Origin of the sequence: Streptomyces sp. NPDC021115, from assembly GCF_044333065.1 — a bacterium.
GTDB lineage: Bacteria > Actinomycetota > Actinomycetes > Streptomycetales > Streptomycetaceae > Streptomyces.
The window spans coordinates 646,546-663,292 of record NZ_JBIRQF010000003.1; the positions used below are offsets into that span (position 1 = coordinate 646,546).

Annotated in this window: 14 protein-coding genes; 10 read left to right on the forward strand and 4 right to left on the reverse strand. The window is 73.0% G+C overall.

What is annotated here, in order from left to right:
* The first annotated feature begins 21 nt into the window (after positions 1 to 21).
* Together ACH4TL_RS12900 and ACH4TL_RS12905 are read left to right on the forward strand one after the other, a co-directional pair.
* Positions 22 to 1,224 (forward strand): cytochrome P450, encoded by a 1,203-nt coding sequence (locus ACH4TL_RS12900; RefSeq protein ID WP_398317936.1) that lies wholly within the window; start codon positions 22 to 24, stop codon positions 1,222 to 1,224.
* 70 nt (positions 1,225 to 1,294) lie between these two features.
* On the forward strand, positions 1,295 to 1,888 hold the full coding sequence (locus ACH4TL_RS12905) for a helix-turn-helix domain-containing protein (RefSeq protein WP_398317933.1): 594 nt from the start codon (positions 1,295 to 1,297) through the stop codon (positions 1,886 to 1,888).
* 10 nt (positions 1,889 to 1,898) lie between these two features.
* Here ACH4TL_RS12905 and ACH4TL_RS12910 read toward each other — a convergent pair whose 3' ends face one another.
* A complete protein-coding gene (locus ACH4TL_RS12910; RefSeq protein WP_398317930.1) occupies positions 1,899 to 5,084 on the reverse strand; it encodes a cytochrome P450 in 3,186 nt (1,061 codons plus the stop codon).
* Positions 5,085 to 5,267: 183 nt separating this feature from the next.
* Between ACH4TL_RS12910 and ACH4TL_RS12915 the strand changes: the two genes are divergently transcribed.
* The gene (locus tag ACH4TL_RS12915) at positions 5,268 to 5,951 is read left to right on the forward strand and encodes a PAS domain S-box protein (protein ID WP_398317927.1); all 684 of its coding nucleotides are present in this window, start codon (positions 5,268 to 5,270) and stop codon (positions 5,949 to 5,951) included.
* Between the two features lie 14 nt (positions 5,952 to 5,965).
* On the opposite strand, the gene ACH4TL_RS12920 is transcribed toward ACH4TL_RS12915, so the two are convergent.
* Positions 5,966 to 6,727 carry a hypothetical protein gene (locus ACH4TL_RS12920; protein WP_398317924.1) on the reverse strand — a complete coding sequence of 254 codons (762 nt, stop codon included), beginning with the start codon at positions 6,725 to 6,727 and terminating at the stop codon, positions 5,966 to 5,968.
* 272 nt (positions 6,728 to 6,999) lie between these two features.
* Here ACH4TL_RS12920 and ACH4TL_RS12925 point away from each other — a divergent pair, with 272 nt between their 5' ends.
* From ACH4TL_RS12925 to ACH4TL_RS12955, 7 genes are read left to right on the forward strand one after another with little or no spacing between them, the layout of a single operon-like run.
* A complete protein-coding gene (locus ACH4TL_RS12925; RefSeq protein WP_398317921.1) occupies positions 7,000 to 8,193 on the forward strand; it encodes an NAD(P)/FAD-dependent oxidoreductase in 1,194 nt (397 codons plus the stop codon).
* Positions 8,190 to 8,471 carry a (2Fe-2S)-binding protein gene (locus ACH4TL_RS12930; protein WP_398317918.1) on the forward strand — a complete coding sequence of 94 codons (282 nt, stop codon included), beginning with the start codon at positions 8,190 to 8,192 and terminating at the stop codon, positions 8,469 to 8,471. Before ACH4TL_RS12925 ends, ACH4TL_RS12930 begins: the two co-directional genes overlap by 4 nt.
* On the forward strand, positions 8,452 to 9,918 hold the full coding sequence (locus tag ACH4TL_RS12935; RefSeq protein ID WP_398317915.1) for an FAD-dependent oxidoreductase: 1,467 nt from the start codon (positions 8,452 to 8,454) through the stop codon (positions 9,916 to 9,918). Before ACH4TL_RS12930 ends, ACH4TL_RS12935 begins: the two co-directional genes overlap by 20 nt.
* A complete protein-coding gene (locus ACH4TL_RS12940) occupies positions 9,915 to 10,823 on the forward strand; it encodes a dihydrodipicolinate synthase family protein (RefSeq protein ID WP_398317912.1) in 909 nt (302 codons plus the stop codon). The genes ACH4TL_RS12935 and ACH4TL_RS12940 overlap by 4 nt, the downstream gene beginning before the upstream one ends.
* A 4-nt stretch (positions 10,824 to 10,827) precedes the next feature.
* Complete coding sequence (locus tag ACH4TL_RS12945) at positions 10,828 to 11,829, forward strand: proline racemase family protein (RefSeq protein ID WP_398317909.1); 1,002 nt, start codon at positions 10,828 to 10,830, stop codon at positions 11,827 to 11,829.
* Positions 11,830 to 11,839: 10 nt separating this feature from the next.
* A complete protein-coding gene (locus ACH4TL_RS12950) occupies positions 11,840 to 12,802 on the forward strand; it encodes an ornithine cyclodeaminase family protein (RefSeq protein WP_398317906.1) in 963 nt (320 codons plus the stop codon).
* A 13-nt stretch (positions 12,803 to 12,815) separates the two neighbouring features.
* Complete coding sequence (locus ACH4TL_RS12955) at positions 12,816 to 13,550, forward strand: GntR family transcriptional regulator (protein ID WP_398317903.1); 735 nt, start codon at positions 12,816 to 12,818, stop codon at positions 13,548 to 13,550.
* A gap of 33 nt (positions 13,551 to 13,583) precedes the next feature.
* Here the strand turns inward: ACH4TL_RS12955 and ACH4TL_RS12960 are convergent, their stop codons facing one another.
* Positions 13,584 to 15,068: an FGGY-family carbohydrate kinase gene (locus tag ACH4TL_RS12960; protein WP_398317900.1), complete on the reverse strand. Its 1,485-nt coding sequence runs from the start codon at positions 15,066 to 15,068 to the stop codon at positions 13,584 to 13,586.
* 17 nt (positions 15,069 to 15,085) lie between these two features.
* Positions 15,086 to 16,729 (reverse strand): fucose isomerase, encoded by a 1,644-nt coding sequence (locus ACH4TL_RS12965; RefSeq protein WP_398317897.1) that lies wholly within the window; start codon positions 16,727 to 16,729, stop codon positions 15,086 to 15,088.
* Positions 16,730 to 16,747 lie beyond the last annotated feature (18 nt).

Here is a 16,747-nt window from a genome sequence, read left to right on the forward strand (position 1 = left end):
GCTCTGCCGAGGAGGACCATCGTGAGTGCCCCGTCGTCCGCGCCCCACCATGCCCCGCCGTACCCCCGTCAGCGCGCCAACTACGTCGACCCCGCGCCCGCACTGATCACCGGCCCCGCCGTCAGCCCGCTCCGGTTCGTCGGCGGCAGTACGGGATGGCTGGTCACCGGATACAACGAGGCCCGGGAGGTGCTGCGGGACCCGCGCTTCAGCGCCGAGCGGTGGCGCGGCGACGACACGGTGCGGCCCGTCCCGCAGACCGTCCGGGAGAACCGCGGCAATGGGCCGGGGTCGTTCCTGGGCATGGACGCCCCCGAACACAGTCACTATCGCGGGTTACTCACCCGCTACTTCACCGTACGGCGGATGCGCGCCCTCGAACCCCGGATCGACGGCATCGTCACCGACTGCCTCGACGCCCTTCAGGGCGCGGGGAAACCCGCCGACCTGGTGGAACACTTCGCGCTGCCGGTCCCCTCGCTGGTGATCTGCGAAATGCTCGGCGTGCCCTACGCGGAGCGCGAGACCTTTCAGCGGGCCAGCGCGCAGATCCTGGTCCAGGACCAGTCGGGCGGCCAGTTCGACCAGGGGATGCGGACGATCACCGGCTTCCTCGGCGAGCTGACCGCCGCAAAGCGCCGCGCTCCCCAGAGCGACCTGATCTCGTACCTCACCTCCGTCGGCGAGCTGTCCGACGTCGAGATCACCAACATGGCGGCCCTGCTGCTGATCGCGGGCCACGAGACCACCACCAACATGCTCAGCCTCGGCACCTTCGTCCTGCTCCAGAATCCCGAGCAGATGCGGCGGCTGCGCGAGGACGACGACCTGGTGCCCGGCGCGGTCGAGGAGCTGCTGCGCTACCTGAGCATCGTCAACGCCTTCCCGGTCAGGATCGCGCTGGAAGACATCGAGATCGGCGGCGTCACGGTCACGGCGGGCCAGAGCGTGGCGGTCTCGGTCCCGGCAGCGAACCGGGACCCCGCACTGGTGGACGAGCCCCATACGCTCGACGTCGGCCGCCCCCGCAGCAGCCACCTCGCGTTCGGCTACGGCATCCACCAGTGCCTCGGCGCGAACCTGGCCCGGATCGAGCTGGCGGCGGGTTACCGCGGACTGCTCGGCCGGTTCCCGGACCTCGCGCTCGCGGTGGCGCCGGAGGAGGTGCGGATGCGCAGCGACATGGTCATCTACGGGGCCCATGAGCTGCCCGTGACCTGGTGAGCACCCGGTGAGCGCCGGTTGATCGAACAGCGCTTGACAAAACTTCTTGCCGCACCGGCAAATGGGGGCCATGGCAGACGAGGACATTCCCGAGGTGCTGAACGCCGTCGGCCCCCGCTTGCGGGCACTGCGGCGGGAGCGCGGAGCCACCCTGGCCCAGCTGAGCGAGATCACCGGGATCTCGCTCTCCACCCTCTCGCGGCTGGAGTCGGGGCAGCGCAAGCCCACCCTGGAACTGCTGTTGCCCCTGGCCAAGGCCCATGGTGTCCAGCTGGACGAGCTGGTCGGCGCGCCGCCCACCGGCGACCCCCGGATCTATCCGCGCCCCTTCAGCAGGCATGGGCAGACCTTCGTGCCGCTGACCCGCTATCTCGGCGGGCTGCACGCGTACAAGCAGATCCTGCCCGGCCGGAAGACGGGCGCGGACGCACGGCCCTCGCAGGCGGTGCACGAGGGGTACGAGTGGCTGTACGTCCTCTCCGGCAAGCTGCACCTCGCCCTCGGCGAGCACGATCTGATCCTCACCGGGGGCGAGGCCGCCGAGTTCGACACCCGTACGCCCCATGGCTTCGCCAGCGCGAGCGCACAGCCCGTCGAATTCCTCAGCCTCTTCGGCGCCCAGGGCGAGCGCATGCATGTGCGCGCCCGCCCCGGCGGCGACTGAACGCCGTACGTCACCCGGCGTAGACGTCCTCCACGAATCGGCCCTCGGCCATCAGGGCGTCCAGCCAGCGCTGCGCCGCCGCGTCGTCCGCGCCGGGGGTGTGCGCCACGTACACCGACCGGAAGGCGTCCCGCACACCGGGCGCCATCCGGGCGCCGTCGCCGCACACGTACACCGCGGCGCCCTCCGCCAGCAGTCGCCAGATCTCCTCGGCGTCGGCGGCGATGCGGTGCTGGACGAAGCGGTGGCCACCGACCGGGGCCTGGCTGAACGCCGGGCGCATGGACACCGCGCCCGCGGCCTCGGCGGCCCGCAGCTCATCGGCGTGCAGATAGTCCGCGTCCGGCGCGTCGCAGCCGAAGTAGCACAGCGCCGGGGCGAGTGGCGCGCCGGACTCCACGAGCGCCCGCCGGTCGGCGATGGTGCCGCGGAACGGGGCGAGTCCGGTACCGGCGGACACCATGATGACCGGCCGGTCCGCGTGGCTGATGCGGAACGCGTCCCGGCAGGGCTGCACCCGGGCGAGCACGGTGTCCCCGGCCCGCACCGCGTTCAGATGGCCGGAGCCGGTGCCCTGGAAACCGCTCGCCTCGTCGCGCAGCAGCGACACCATCAGATCGACATGGCGCGGCGAGACGGCGGGGGAGGAGGAGACCGAGTAGTGGCGCGGCCGCAGCGGCGGCAGCAGCTCCAGCAGCACCGGCCAGGTCAGCGTCTCGCGCAGCGCCGGATTGGCCTCGATCAGATCCAGCAGGGTGCGCTCACCGGGGGGCTGCGCGGCGAGCGCCGCCTTCTCCGGCGGGCACGGGTTCAGCTCGGCGAGCAGGGCCAGCTGCTCGGCGTCGGGGCGGTGGTTCAGCTCCACGTGGTGGGTCAGCAGCTCCCGTACGGCGACCGGCCGGTCCACCGCCAGCCCGCCGCGGCGGCCCGGGCGGGCGGGCACGATGCTGAGCACCGTCTCCGGGTCGGCGTGGAGCAGCGCGGTGGCGCGCGCCACCAGTGACGGGTCGTGTCCCGGGAGCACGGTGAGATGGTCGGCGGTGCGGTACGTCATCCCCTCGGGCAGGGCCAGCCGCACGAACCGCTTGACCCGCGGATACGACGGATCGCTCAGGCTGCCGGTCTCGGTGACCTCCATCGCCACCATGCCGTGCTGCCTCGCCAGCGAGTCCAGGGGCCCGCCGGTGACCTCGGTGACGGTGTACGCCGGGCCGTCGCTCGCGGTGTCCCCGGCCGGGGCCGCGCCCACGGTGGCCGGGTCGCCATGGCGCTCCAGCAGCGCGGTCCGCAGCCGTTCGGTGAAGTCCCGTACGGTGCCGCTGAGATCGCCCGAGGCGTCGGCCGCTGCCCGGTCGATCAGCGAGGTGGCGCCGAGGGCGGCCAGCCGCTCGTCGATCAGGGTCGGCACGCGCTGGTAGGTGGCGGCCCAGTTGCGGTCCCCGACGCCGAGCACCGCGTAGCTCACGCCGTCCGCCGCGCCGGGACCGGCCTTCTCCAGCCAGGCCAGGAAGGCGGCGGCGTCATCGGTGGGCTGCCCGTTGTAGGAGGCGGCGGTGATGATCACCGGACGGTCGGTGGGCAGCCCGCCCGCGTAGGTGTCGAGCGGGGCGACCTCGGTGGCGCAGCCCAGCTGGTCGGCATCGGCGGCCAGGTCCTCGGCGAAGGAGCGGCAGGTGCCGAAGTTGGTGCCGTACAGCAGCAGCGCACCGGTGTTCTGGCGGACCCGGGTGGGCAGCGAGGCGTCCCGGGCGGGCGCGCTCTCGGCGGCCACCGCGGCGGCCGCCCCCACCGCCCGCTCCCGCGCGGTGCGGCGGACGAGCCGCAGGGTCAGGCCCTCGGGCTTGAGGGTGAGGGACTCCTTGATGTGCAGCCGGTAGTCCGCGTGGTCGATCAGCCGGTAGCGGTGCACCAGCATCGCGAGCAGCATGGTGGCCTCGTGCAGCGCGAACTGCCGCCCGATGCAGGCCCGTTCACCGGTGCCGAAGGGCTTGTACGCATGCACGGGACGCGCCGCCTCGGCCTCCGGGTCGAAGCGCGAGGGGTCGAACAGCTCCGGGTTGTCGCCCCACACCGCGGCGCGGTGCAGCATCGGGGTGAGCACGATGGCGGGCTGTCCGGCCCGCATCGGCACCCGCCCGCCGAGCATCGTGTCCTCGCGCGCCTGCCGGGAGAAGGCGGCCGCGGTCGGCCACAGCCGCAGCGCCTCGTTCAGCACCTGGCGGGTGTAGCGCAACAGCCCCACCTGCTCGAACGTCGGCTCCGGGTCCGCGTCGGCGCCGAACAGCGCGTCCGCCTCCCGCTGCACCCGGCGCAGTTCACCCGGGTTCTTGGCGAGGTAGTGCAGGGCGAAGGACAGCGCGCCCGAGGTGGTCTCATGACCCGCGATCAGGAAGGTGATCACCTGGTCCCGGATATTGGCGTGGTCCAGCGGGGTGCCGTCGGACGGATGGGTGGCGCCGAGCATCAGCCCCAGCAGATCGTCCGTGCCCGTCTCGCCCGCGGCGACCCGGGCCTGGATCACCTCGTCGACGACGGACGTCAGGTACGCGGTGTCGGCGCGGAACGCCTCGTCCTGCTCGCTGTAGTCCACGTCCGGGCGGCGCGCCACCTTGCGCATGCTCCACTCCAGGCAGCGCACCATGGCCTGGACGAACGGATGCGGCTCATCGCGGTCGAACGAGCCGAAGTCGTAGCCGAAGCCGGCGAGACCGATGGTGTCCAGCGTCATCCGCGTCATGTCGTCGGTCACCGCGACCGGCTCGCCGCTCGCCGCGCGGCCGTCCCAGGCGTCGATCACCCGCCGCGCCACCTGGAGCATCACCGGGTGGTACGTGCGCATCGAGCCGAGCGCGAAGGCGGGCATCAGGATGTCGTGCGCCTTCGCCCAGTTCGGCTCGTCGTTGTACGCGGTGAACAGCCCGTCGTGGGTGAACTCCCGGACGTTCTCCAGCGACTGGTTGACGTACTTGGCGAACCGCTCGTCGTCGCAGAGCTCCGCCACCAGGTCGGGGTCGCTGACGAACAGCATCTCGGTGCCGTGCAGCCGCCGCCGCAGCACCGGGCCGTGGCGCCGCGTCAGCTCCATGGCCTGCTGGATCGGCGTGTTGTTCGTCTGCTGCGAGATGTCGACGAGCGGGACGCCGTCGGCGCGGCTGCCGTCGGCGGTGTCGGCCGGAAGGAGGGGGGTTTCGGTCATGACGATGCGATGCCTTCCATGCGGGGGATGTCTCCAGCCTCGCCCCGGTGGATCACCTCGCTCGCACGCCGCACTACATGATTTTGTAGTGCCGGACGGCGCGACGGACTTGCGCACCCACGGTCCGTGATGTCAAGCGGTCCGTGATGTCAGGAAGCGGCAGGAAGGGGAGGGCGGCCCGGCATGGACGAGCACGAGGTGCCGGAGGAGGCGCGGAGGATCCTCGGCGGCGAGGACTGGGTCGTCTGGCGCAACCGCTCGCTGCTGCTCTTCGACCGGGTCCCGGTGCCGTGCGCGCTGTGCCGCACGGACGGCGAGGTTCTGATGGCCAACCCGGCGATGGCCGCCGAGTGGGGCGCCACCCCCGGGCAGCTGGCCGGGCGCAATGTGCTGGAGCTGTTCCACCCCAGCGCGGCCGATCAGGTGTACCGCATCGTGGAGGCGGTCCGGCTCGGCCATCGCTCCCGTTATCCGATCGAGGTGCGGTGGCAGTCGCCGGACGGGACGCGGCGGTACGGCGAACTGACCGCCGACACCGTGAGCGACACCGACTCCCCGCTGTGGCTGCTGGTGCTGCTGCGGGTGCTCGGTGAGGAACCCCGGCCGCCGGCGGCCGGGGCGGCGGACGACGCGCCCGGCGAACCGGAGCGGGTCGGGCCCCTGGAGGCCCGGATCCTGGCGCTCGCCGCGGGCGGCCACACCACCGCGCAGATGGCCCGGCAGACCGGCCTCACCGGGGACGGCGTCAACTACCACCTCACCCGGCTCTCCCGGCGCTGGGGCGTCGGCAACCGCGCGGAGCTGGTGGCGCGTGCGTATGTGCTCGACGTGCTGGCCCCGGGGGTGTGGCCGCCGGAGCCGGTCTGAGGTGTGGTGGTGACTCAGCCGCGGATGGTCACGCCGTGGTGCGTACGCAGCCGCCGCAACTCCCACAGCGACAGGGCGGTCACCGACAGCGGGCCGCCGAACACGGCGCACAACTGGGCGGCCAGGGGCCCGTTGTCGGGCAGCCCGTCCGGCAGCACGGTGAAGATCGCGATCAGCCACACCAGCACCCCGGTGAGCACGGGCGGCAGCGCGGCGTGCACATAGGCGGTGTTGAAGGCGCTGCGCGCGACGTACGCGGAGGCCAGGAACAAGAACACCAGCGCCCATGGCAGACCCACCATCAGCGGCAGGCCGACCGCGAACAGCGTCACGCCGTGCAGCCCGTGCAGCAGGGTCGTCTGGCCCACCACATAGGCGAAGGCACCGAAGGCCCCCAGCGTCAGCACATACCAGCCCACCGTCTTGAGCGGGCCGCCCAGCCGGGAGCGCAGTTCCGGGCGCCGGTGTGAGGGCGCATAGAGGATGAAGCCGAACACGACCAACGGTCCGGCGAGGAGGAGCAGGAACGGAGTCAGGAAGAGATTGGCGGCACCGTCGGTCGCCGCACCGCTCCAGCCGCCGTCCGCCCCGTACACGTAGACGAGTGCCACGGTCGCGAGTACGCCGAGGACGGAGCGGGCGAGCTGGACGCGTTCGACGAGCTGGTCGCGGACCCGCCCGCCGCCCTCCTTGTCGAACAGCCGCTTCGCCACCCGGTTCGCCGAACGGACCAGCGGGATGAGCGGCGAGAACAGCCACCACCGGCGACGGCGCACCGGGGCCGGCGGATACGGGCCGGGGCGCTGCGGAGGTCTGCCGTACGGGGCGGGCGGCGGCGGACCGTAGGGGTTCTGCGGTGGCGGACCGTAATACGGATTCTGCGGCGGCGGTCCCCACGGACCGCCTCCCTGCCCAGGATTGTTCGGCGGCTGCCATCCCCCCGTAGCCACGTGCACTCCTCCCTTGATACGTGCCGTGGTGGCGAATTCTAGCCATAAAACGTTGCCATGCACTGGCCAGAGGCAGTGCAATATGACATGCTACCGACATGACCGGTACGCGTTCCCGACCCGGCATTCCCCGCCCCTCGGATGTGCTCGTCGTCGGGGCGGGCGTCATCGGCGCGGCCTGCGCGTATTACTGCACGTCAGCGGGGCTGCGCGTCACCGTGGTCGAGCGCGGCGCGATCGGCGCCGGCACCACGAGCGCATGCGAGGGGAACATCCTGGTGTCCGACAAGGAGACCGGACCCGAACTGGATCTGGCGCTGCTGTCCTCCCGGTTGTGGCGGGAGATCCGGGACGACATCGGGGCCGACGCCGTCGAATACCACGCCAAGGGCGGCGTGGTGGTGGCCGGTTCTGACGCCACCGCGGCGGGGCTGCGGCGGCTCACCGCGCGGCAGCGTGCGGCCGGGGTGGAGGCGGTGGACATCCGCCCGGACGAACTGCCCGCACTGGAGCCGAACCTGACCCGCGAGGTGGCGGGCGGCGCCCACTACCCGCAGGACGCGCAGGTGCAGCCCGTGCTGGCCGCCGCACACCTGCTGCGCCACGCGCGCGCCCGGGGCGCGACCGTCCACAGCGGGGTGAACGTGACCGGCTTCCTCCGGGACGGGAGCGGTGCCGTCACCGGCGTACGCACCGACTCGGCCACGCTGCCCGCCCTGCATGCCCGATGGGTCGTCAACGCGGCGGGCACCTGGGCAGGTCAGCTCGCCGACCTGGCGGGGGCGCCGGTGCCGGTGTTACCCCGCAAGGGGTTCATCCTGGTCACCGAGCCGCTGCCGCGTGTCGTACGGCACAAGGTGTACACCGCCGAGTACGTGGCCAACGTGGCCAGCGACGACGCCGGACTGGAGACCTCGGTGGTGGTCGAGGGCACCCGGGCGGGCACCGTCCTGATCGGCGCCAGCCGCGAGCGCGTGGGATTCGACCGGAGCGTGGCGCTGCCCGTGCTGCGGAGGCTGGCGGACCAGGCCATCGGCCTCTTCCCGTTCCTCTCCGACGTCGCGCTGCTCCGCAGCTATCTGGGGTTCCGCCCCTACTGCCCCGACCACCTTCCGGTGATCGGGCCCGACCCCCGCGCCCCCGGCCTCGTCCACGCCTGCGGCCACGAGGGCGCCGGGATCGGCCTGGCCCCCGCCACCGGGCATCTGCTCGCCCAGGCGCTCACCGGCCGGTCACCGGATCTGCCCCTCACACCGTTTCGCCCGCAGCGATTCGAGGAGGCCGCCGCATGAACCGCACCCCGTTCACCTTCCGCTTCGACGGCCGGACGATTCACGCCGAGCCCGGCCAGAGCGTCGCGGCCGCGCTCATCGCCGACGGGCAGCGCGCGTGGCGGCGCACCCGCGAAGGCGGCCGTCCGCGCGGGATGTTCTGCGGCATCGGCGTGTGCTTCGACTGCCTGGTGACCGTCAACGGGCGCCCCAACCGCCGTGCGTGCCTGGTCGAGGCCGCGCCGGGGGATGTCATGGAGACCCAGGAGGGGGCGGGCCGTGCCGACCTCGCCTGCTGAGCACGACCGTTTCCCTTACGACATCGCGGTGCTCGGCGCCGGGCCCGCCGGGCTGTCCGCGGCCACCGCCGCCGCGGCCCAAGGCGCCCGGGTCGCGCTGCTGGACGCGAGCCCCCGCCCCGGCGGCCAGTACTGGCGCCACCGCCCCGACGACGACGGCGCCGCGCACCACGACTGGCCTCTCTTCCAACGGCTGCGCACGGCCGCGCACACCCACCGTGCCCGGCTCGACCATCTGCCCGGCCACGCCGTCTGGCACATCGAGCGCACCGCCGCCGGTTTCGTCATCCATGCCCTGAGCGACGGCGGCGACGGGGAGTCCCGCGAAGTCCGCAGCCGTACCGTCGTCGTGGCGACCGGCGCCTACGACCGCCAACTGCCCTTCCCCGGCTGGACTCTGCCCGGCGTCTACACCGCGGGTGGAGTGCAGGCCCTGCTCAAGGGGCACGGCGTCGTCGCGGGGCGGCGCATCGTCGTCGCCGGGACCGGGCCCTTCCTGCTGCCGGTGGCCGCGGGCCTGGCCGAGGCGGGCGCCACGGTCCTCGGCGTCTTCGAGGCCGGGCGGCCCACGGCCTTCGCCCGCCACCCGCTCACCACGCTGCGTGCCGCCGCCAAACTCGCCGAGGGCGCCCACTACCTGCGGACGCTGCGGCGCCACCGGGTCCCGTACCGCACCCGTACCACGGTGGTGGGGGCCGACGGCACGGACACCGTCACCGGGGCGGTGGTGGCGCGGCTGGACGACCGGTGGCGGATCGTGCCCGGCACCCGGCGGCGGCTGGAGTGCGACACGGTGGCCGTGGGCTACGGCTTCACCCCGCAGACCGAGATCCCGCTCCAGCTCGGCTGCGCGATGCACCGGGACGCCGACGGCAGCCTGACCGCCCGCGTGGACACCCGGCAGCGCTCCACCGTGCCCGGTGTCTATGTGGCGGGCGAGGCATGCGGTGTCGGCGGTGCGCAACTCGCCTGTTTGGAGGGCGAGTTGGCCGGGCTGCACGCCGCGTACGCCACCACCGGCGCCCGCCCCGACGCGCGCCGCCTCGCCCGGCTGCTGCGGCTCCGGGCCACCCGGCGCGGCTTCGCCGCCGCGCTGCACGCGGCGTACCCGGTCCGGCCCGGCTGGCGGGATTGGCTGACCGAGGACACCGTCGTCTGCCGCTGCGAGGAGGTGACCGCCGGGACCATCCGCCACGTGGCGAAGGACCTGGGCGCCACCGACCCACGGTCGGTGAAGCTGTGCGCACGCCCCGGCATGGGCCTGTGCCAGGGCCGGGTATGCGGCTACGCCACCGCCGTCCTGACCGCCGCCCACGCCGGGCGCGAGGTCACCGAGGAGGATCTGCGCGGGCTGGCGAGCAGGCCGATCGCCCAGCCGGTGCCGCTCGGACGCTTGAGGAATTCCGGGCGCGGAACCATGCCGCACCACGACGAGGAGGGCGCATGAACGCACAGGCCAAGTCATGGCACGGGGTGCTCGTCGCGACGGCGCTGCCGCTGCGCGAGGACACCTCCGGACGGCTCGCGGTCGACTTCGACGGTTACGCCGAACACCTCACCTGGCTCGCGGAGGCGGGCTGTCACGGCGCCGTCCCCAACGGCTCCCTGGGCGAGTACCAGACCCTCACCGCCGAGGAGCGGGCCCGTGTCGTCACCACCGCGGCCGAGGCCGCCCCCGAGGGCTTCACCGTGATGCCCGGAGTGGCGGCGTACGGCGCGGACGAGGCGCGGCGCTGGGCCGAGCAGGCGGCCGAGGCGGGCGCCCCCGCCGTGATGCTGCTGCCGCCCAACGCCTACCGCGCCGACGAGCGCGCCGTGCTGGCCCACTACCGGGAGGTGGCCAGGGCCGGGCTGCCCGTCGTGGCGTACAACAACCCCATCGACACCAAGGTCGACCTGGTGCCCGAGCTGCTGGCGGAGCTGTACCACGAGGGGCTGATCGTGGCGGTGAAGGAGTTCACCGGCGATGTCCGCCGCGGCTACCGCATCCATGAGCTGGCCCCCGGGCTCGATGTGCTGTGCGGCAGCGACGACGTGGCCCTGGAGCTGGCCGTTGCCGGGTCCCCCGGCTGGATCGCCGGGTACCCCAACGCCTTCCCGCGCGCCTGCGCAGAGCTGTGGCGGGCCGCCACAGCGGGCGACCTCAAGGCCGCGCTGCCGCTCTACCGCACCCTGCACCCGCTGCTGCGCTGGGACGCCAGGACCGAGTTCGTGCAGGCCATCAAACTCAGCATGGACATCGCCGGGCGCTACGGCGGACCCTGCCGCCATCCGCGCGTACCGCTCACCCCCGAACACGCCGCCACGGTGCGCAACGCCACCGAGAAGGCCCTCGCGGAAGGGCTCGGCTGAACCCATGCGCAGCGACCGGGCCTTCCACGCCGTGGACTCGCACACCGAGGGGATGCCGACCCGCGTCATCACCGGTGGCGCCGGGGTGATTCCGGGCGCCACCATGTTCGACCGGCGCCGGTACTTCATGGAACACCTCGACCACATCCGCCGGTTCCTCATGAACGAACCGCGCGGACACTCGGCGATGAGCGGGGCGATCCTCCAGCCGCCGACCCGCCCCGACGCCGACTGGGGCGTGCTCTTCATCGAGACCTCCGGCTGTCTGCCGATGTGCGGACACGGCACCATCGGCGTCGCCACCGTCCTGGTGGAAACCGGCATGGTGACGGTCGAGGAGCCCGTCACCACCATCCGGCTCGACACCCCCGCAGGGCTGGTCGTGGTGGACGTGGCCGTCGAGCGGGGCGCGGCGCGCGGGGTGACGCTGCGCAACGTGCCCTCGTTCACCCTCGCGCTGGACCGCACCGTGAAGACCGGCGCTTACGGCGACGTCGGCTACGACATGGCCTTCGGCGGCAACTTCTACGCCATCGTCGACCTCGACGCCCTCGGCATCCCCTTCGACCTGGCCCACAAGCACCGAGTCATGGAGGCCGGGCTGACCCTCATGGCCGCCATCAACGAGCAGGCCCGCCCGGTCCACCCCGGCAACCCCGAGATCGGCGGCTGCCACCATGTGTATCTGGCCGCCCCCGGATCGAACGCGGAACACTCCCGGCACGCCATGGTCATCCACCCGGGCATGTTCGACCGCTCGCCCTGCGGCACCGGCACCAGCGCCCGCATGGCCCAGCTGCACACCCGCGGACTGCTGCCGCTGCACACCGACTTCCGCAACGAATCGTTCATTGGCACCCACTTCACCGGCCGCCTGGTCGAGGAGACCACGGTCGGCGGGCTGCCCGCGGTGGTGCCCACCGTCACCGGGCGCGCCTGGATCACCGGCACCGCCCAGTATCTGCGCGACCCCGACGACCCGTTCCCCGAAGGCTTCGAGCTGTGAAGAGCCGCCCATGACAGTGCCGCCCATGAAGACCATCGACGCGGCTGCGGTCGCCGCCGCCCTGTCCCCGCACACCGCGATCCGCGCCCTCCAGCAGGCGCTGCGGGACGGGCTCGACCCCGAGGCCGACTCGCCCCGCAGCGTGGTGCCGGTGGACCACGGGCAGCTGCTGCTGATGCCCGCCGAGGGCCGTGGCCCCCGGGGCCGCGCCTACGCGGGCGTCAAGATCGCCACCGTCGCGCCGGACAACCCGGCGCGCGGACTGCCGCGCATCCAGGGGCAGTATCTGCTGCTGGACGGCGAAACCCTCACCCCGCTCGCCCTGCTGGACGGGGTCGCGCTCACCAACCTCCGTACCGCCGCGGTGTCCGCCGCGGCCGCCGACCTGCTCGCCCCGCCCGACGCCTCCCGGCTGGTGCTCTTCGGCGGCGGCCCGCAGGCCCACAGCCATCTGGCCGCGCTCCGCGCGATCCGCCCGCTCACCGAGGTCACCGTCGTCGGCCGTACCCCGGAGCGGGCCCGCCGACTGGCCGAGGGCTTCCCGGAAACCGCCGGGGTCCGCCTCACGGCAGGGGAGCCGGACGCGGTCGCGGACGCCGATCTGATCGCCTGCTGCACCACGGCCCGGGACCCGCTGTTCGACGGGACCCTGCTGCCCCCGCACGCCACCGTGCTGGCCGTGGGATCGCATGAACCCGACGCCAGGGAGGTCGACGACCACACCGTCCGCCACGCCACCGTGGTCGTCGAGTCCCGTGCCGCCGCCACCCGCGAGGCGGGCGACCTGATCCAGGTCATCGACCGCGGTCTGCTCGACCCCGCCCAGCTGCTGCCCCTCGCCGACCTCGTACGCGGCTCGGCCGTGGACAGCGGACGCCCCCGGCTGTTCAAGAGCGTGGGAATGGCATGGGAAGATCTCGTGATCGCCGGTGGCGTCCATGAGGCCACCGAGTCCGGTGAGCGCGACGGATGAAGGAGGCCACCGCATGACCGTGGACGACGGGGCCACCACGCGCCTGCCCTCGCTCCGCGGCCGCCGCAGCCTCCGCGAGGAGATCGCCGAAACCCTCCGCGGCGCGGTGATCTCCGGCGAACTGAAGCCCGGCGTCGTGTACTCCGCCCCGAGCCTGGCCGAACACTTCGGAGTGTCCCCGACGCCGGTACGCGAGGCCATGCTCGACCTCACCAAGGAGGGGCTGGTCGAGATCGCCCGCAACAAGGGCTTCCGGGTCACCCAGCTCTCCGCGGCCGAACTGGACGACATCACGCATCTGCGCGCGCTCATCGAGATCCCGGTGATCCGGCAGATCACCGAGGCGGGCGTCGCCCCCGACGTCATCGCGCGGCTGCGGCCACTGGCGGCGGGCATCGAGGACGCCGCGCACCGCCGCGACTTCATCGCCCATGTCACCATCGACATGGAGTTCCACCTCACCCTGCTGGAACAGGCCGGGAACCGCAGGCTGGTGGAGACCGTGCGCACCCTGCGCACCAGCTCCCGGCTCTACGGACTGCGCACGCTGACCGAGGGCAGCGCCCTGTTCGACTCCTCCCACGAACACGCCGAACTGCTCGACCTCATCGAGGCGGGCGACGCGGACGGCGCGGAGGCCCTGATGCGCCGCCACCTCGGCCACGTCCGCGGCATCTGGGCCGGGGAGAACGCTCCCGACCCCGCCCCAGGACCCGAACCCCGCCCCACCGGGGAACCGCCCCGGTGAGCGCGTTGAGCGAGGCCGGGGCGGCCGGGTGAGTCAGCCCGTGGCGAGGCCGTGGACGAGGTCCGCGGTCGCCGGGTACAGCTCGCGGTAGCGCGCGTACAGCTCGTCGTAGAGTGCCGTGGCGGCCGGGTCGGGGCGCACCTGGACGGCGGGCGGATTCCACCGGGCGATGTCGGCGTCGCCGACGGCCGACGCGGCGAGGAACGCCGAACCGAGGCTCGCGCCGATGGTGTGGGTGGGGACGTCCTGGGTCAGCCCGGTGATGTCGGAGACGATCTGCGTCCACAGATGTCCCTGGGCGCCACCGCCCACGGCCACCACCCGGTCGATGCGGCCACCGGCGGCGCGGATCGCCTCCACGTTGTGGCGGACGCCGAAACCGGTGGCCTCCAGCGCGGCGCGGTAGAGGTCGCCGCGGGTGTGCGCGAGGGTGAGGCCCGCGAGGACGCCGCGGGCCGCGGGGTCGGCGATCGGGGTGCGTTCCCCGTCGAAGTACGGCAGCATCAGCAGCCCCCGCGCCCCCGGGCCCGAGGTCTCCGCCTCGGCCAGCAGTTCGGGGACGGACGGGTCCCCGAACAGCGAGCGCAGCCAGTCGGTGATGGCCCCCGAGGACGCCATGCCACCGGCCAGGTTGCGGGTGCCGGGGAGCGCCCCGACGGTGCCCCACAGGGCGGGGAAGGTGACCCGCTCCTCGACCGTGTTGATCAGGAACATGGTCGAGCCGTACATCAGCATCAGATCACCGGCGTTGTGCGCGTCGCCGCTGACCGCCTCCGCCCAGGCGTCGATGGTGCCGACCGTCACCGGGGTGCCCGCCGTCAGGCCCGTGGCCTCCGCCGCCTCCGGCGACACCCGGCCCGCCACCTCCCCGGACCAGGCGAGCCGGGGCAGTTCGATCCGCCCGGCCAGCCCGTCCGACCAGGGGCGGTACCAGTCGAGGGCGCCGGTGTCGTACAGCGGGGTGCACTGGCTGGCCGAGTGGTGGTCCAGCACGTACTCCCCGGTGAGCCCGTGCACCAGCCATGAGCTGGGCATGAACAGCCGCCGGGCGCGGGCGAAGACACCGGGCTCGTGCCGCGCGAGCCAGGCGAGCTTCGGGCCGACGGCCTGCGTGGAGAGCACCGAACCGCAGCGGCGCAGGATCTCCTCGCGGCCCAGTTCGTCCTCCAGTTGGCGGATCTCGTCGGTGGCGCGGGTGTCGATCCCGTACAGCAGGGCTGGGCGCAGCGGCACACCGGCGTCGTCCGTGACCGCGACACACGGCCCCATCCCGCTGACGCCGACCGCCTCCACGGTCACCTCGGCGGACCCGAGCAGATCCCGCACCAGGGTGGTGAACTCCCGCCACCACACCCGCGGATCCATCTCCACCCAGCCCGGGTGCGGCCGGTCGACGGAGTGCCGTACGACGGACTGGGCGAGGACCGTGCCGTCGGTCGACACCAGCACGCCCTTGGAGCTGGAGGTCCCGATGTCCACGCCCACCACGGCCCGCTGCGCGGTGCTCCGCGACGTCATCCCGCTCCGCGACGTCATCAGCCGGCCTCGATCGCCACGTCGCCGCACAGGTGCACGGCCACTCCCAGCCGGTCGAAGGCCGCCGCCTTGGCGGCCAGCGCCCGGTCGGCCGTGGCGGCGTCGGGCGCGTACACCACCTGGATGTGGTTGGCCTTGTGGCGGGCCATGAACTGGTCGCGGCTCACCCCGTCGAGGACCGCGTGCATGATCGGCCACTCCGGGTTGGTGGCCTGGCGCCGCCGCCGCGTCTCCTCCTCGGGCAGCTCCACCGCCCGGCCGCGCCCGATGTCCAGATGCAGCGCGCCCTCGGCGATGTACAGCCGGGACCAGACGATCTCACCGGGCCGGGACACCCCGGACAGGGTGCCGCCACCGGCCGGGAAGTACACCGGGTTCTGCCGCAGCGACACGGCCTCGGCATAGCCCCCGGCGAGATGGGAGGCGGGGACGGAGCCGGAGATCTCGAAGACCCAGACGAACCGGCCGTCGTACGCCTCGCCCCAGCGGACGTCGTGCAGGGTGGTGGCCGGGTCGAGGCCCATCGCCGTCCAGAGGCGATTGCTGAGCAGCGCGTCCACCGCCACGCCCTCGTCCACCTCGTTGAAGTGGGGGAGCGGCCGGTCCTCCCACAGCACCCGGGCGCCGTCGCGGCTGCGTACGGGGGGACGCTCGGCGTTGTTCAGCAGCCCCTCGGCGAGGTCGGACGCGGCCACCAGGTCCTTCAGGCCCTGCTGGTACTGGATGCCGACCGCGTCGAGCCCGAAGTCGTCGCTGATGCGCAGCGCGGCGATGTACATCGCGAACTGCTGGCGCAGCTGCTCGTCGGTCAGCTCGGTGGCCTCGTCCTTACCGGTCTCGAAGCGCATGCCGCGCCCGGTGAGCCAGTCGCGCACCGCGGTGGTCTCCGCCTCCGGCACCGTGGACATCTCGGCGAACAGCGCGCTCTGCGACAGCCGCTCCTTGTAGATGCCGAGGGGGTTGAGGAGTTCGTCGTCGATGATGGCGTTGTACATGCCCATGCAGCCTTCGTCGAAGACCCCGATGATGGCCTTGTCCGCCATCAGCTGGTCGGCGACCGCGTGGCCCAGCTCGCGCTCGGGCGTGGCGGCGAGCGGCGGCAACGGCCTTACGTGCGAGGCGTCCTGGGGAACGGTGCCGGTGTCCACCCAGCTCCTCAGCCCCTCCAGGAACCAGTCGTCGGTGAAGTCCACGCTCCACAGCGTGGAGTACTCCTTGCCCATCTTGGTCAGGCCCGCGTTCACCCCGAGCAGCCCCACCAGGCCCGGCCACGTCCCGTCGAAGTTGGCCACGGTCAGGATGGGCCCGCGGTGGGTGCGCAGCCCGGCCAGCACATGGTGGCTGTACTGCCACACCGCCTCGGCGACCACCAGCGGCGCGTCGGAGGGGATCGACCGGAAGACGGTCAGCCCCATGCGCTGGCTGTCGATGAAGCCATGGCCCTTGACCGGATCCACCTCGTGCGCCCGGCGCACCGTCCAGCCGAGCTTCCCGAAGGCATCGCCCAGCGCGGCTTCCATCGCCTCCTGGACCGGCCACCCCGCGGCATTGGCGGAGGGGCGCAGATCGCCGCTGGCCACCAGCCAGACCGTGGCGGGCTCGACGGTCGGCCTCGGCGTGCTGACCGGCACGGTGTACGGCATGGCGCCACTCCATTCCCT

Bases quoted from the DNA above. Each gene is read 5' to 3' on its own strand.
- ACH4TL_RS12950 (WP_398317906.1), top strand. From the start codon at position 11,840: ATGACAGTGCCGCCCATGAAGACCATCGACGCGGCTGCGGTCGCCGCC.
- ACH4TL_RS12910 (WP_398317930.1), bottom strand. From the start codon at position 5,084: ATGACCGAAACCCCCCTCCTTCCGGCCGACACCGCCGACGGCAGCCGC.
- ACH4TL_RS12955 (WP_398317903.1), top strand. From the start codon at position 12,816: ATGACCGTGGACGACGGGGCCACCACGCGCCTGCCCTCGCTCCGCGGC.
- ACH4TL_RS12960 (WP_398317900.1), bottom strand. From the start codon at position 15,068: ATGACGTCGCGGAGCACCGCGCAGCGGGCCGTGGTGGGCGTGGACATC.
- ACH4TL_RS12905 (WP_398317933.1), top strand. From the start codon at position 1,295: ATGGCAGACGAGGACATTCCCGAGGTGCTGAACGCCGTCGGCCCCCGC.
- ACH4TL_RS12915 (WP_398317927.1), top strand. From the start codon at position 5,268: ATGGACGAGCACGAGGTGCCGGAGGAGGCGCGGAGGATCCTCGGCGGC.
- ACH4TL_RS12945 (WP_398317909.1), top strand. From the start codon at position 10,828: ATGCGCAGCGACCGGGCCTTCCACGCCGTGGACTCGCACACCGAGGGG.
- ACH4TL_RS12930 (WP_398317918.1), top strand. From the start codon at position 8,190: ATGAACCGCACCCCGTTCACCTTCCGCTTCGACGGCCGGACGATTCAC.
- ACH4TL_RS12965 (WP_398317897.1), bottom strand. From the start codon at position 16,729: ATGCCGTACACCGTGCCGGTCAGCACGCCGAGGCCGACCGTCGAGCCC.
- ACH4TL_RS12925 (WP_398317921.1), top strand. From the start codon at position 7,000: ATGACCGGTACGCGTTCCCGACCCGGCATTCCCCGCCCCTCGGATGTG.
- ACH4TL_RS12940 (WP_398317912.1), top strand. From the start codon at position 9,915: ATGAACGCACAGGCCAAGTCATGGCACGGGGTGCTCGTCGCGACGGCG.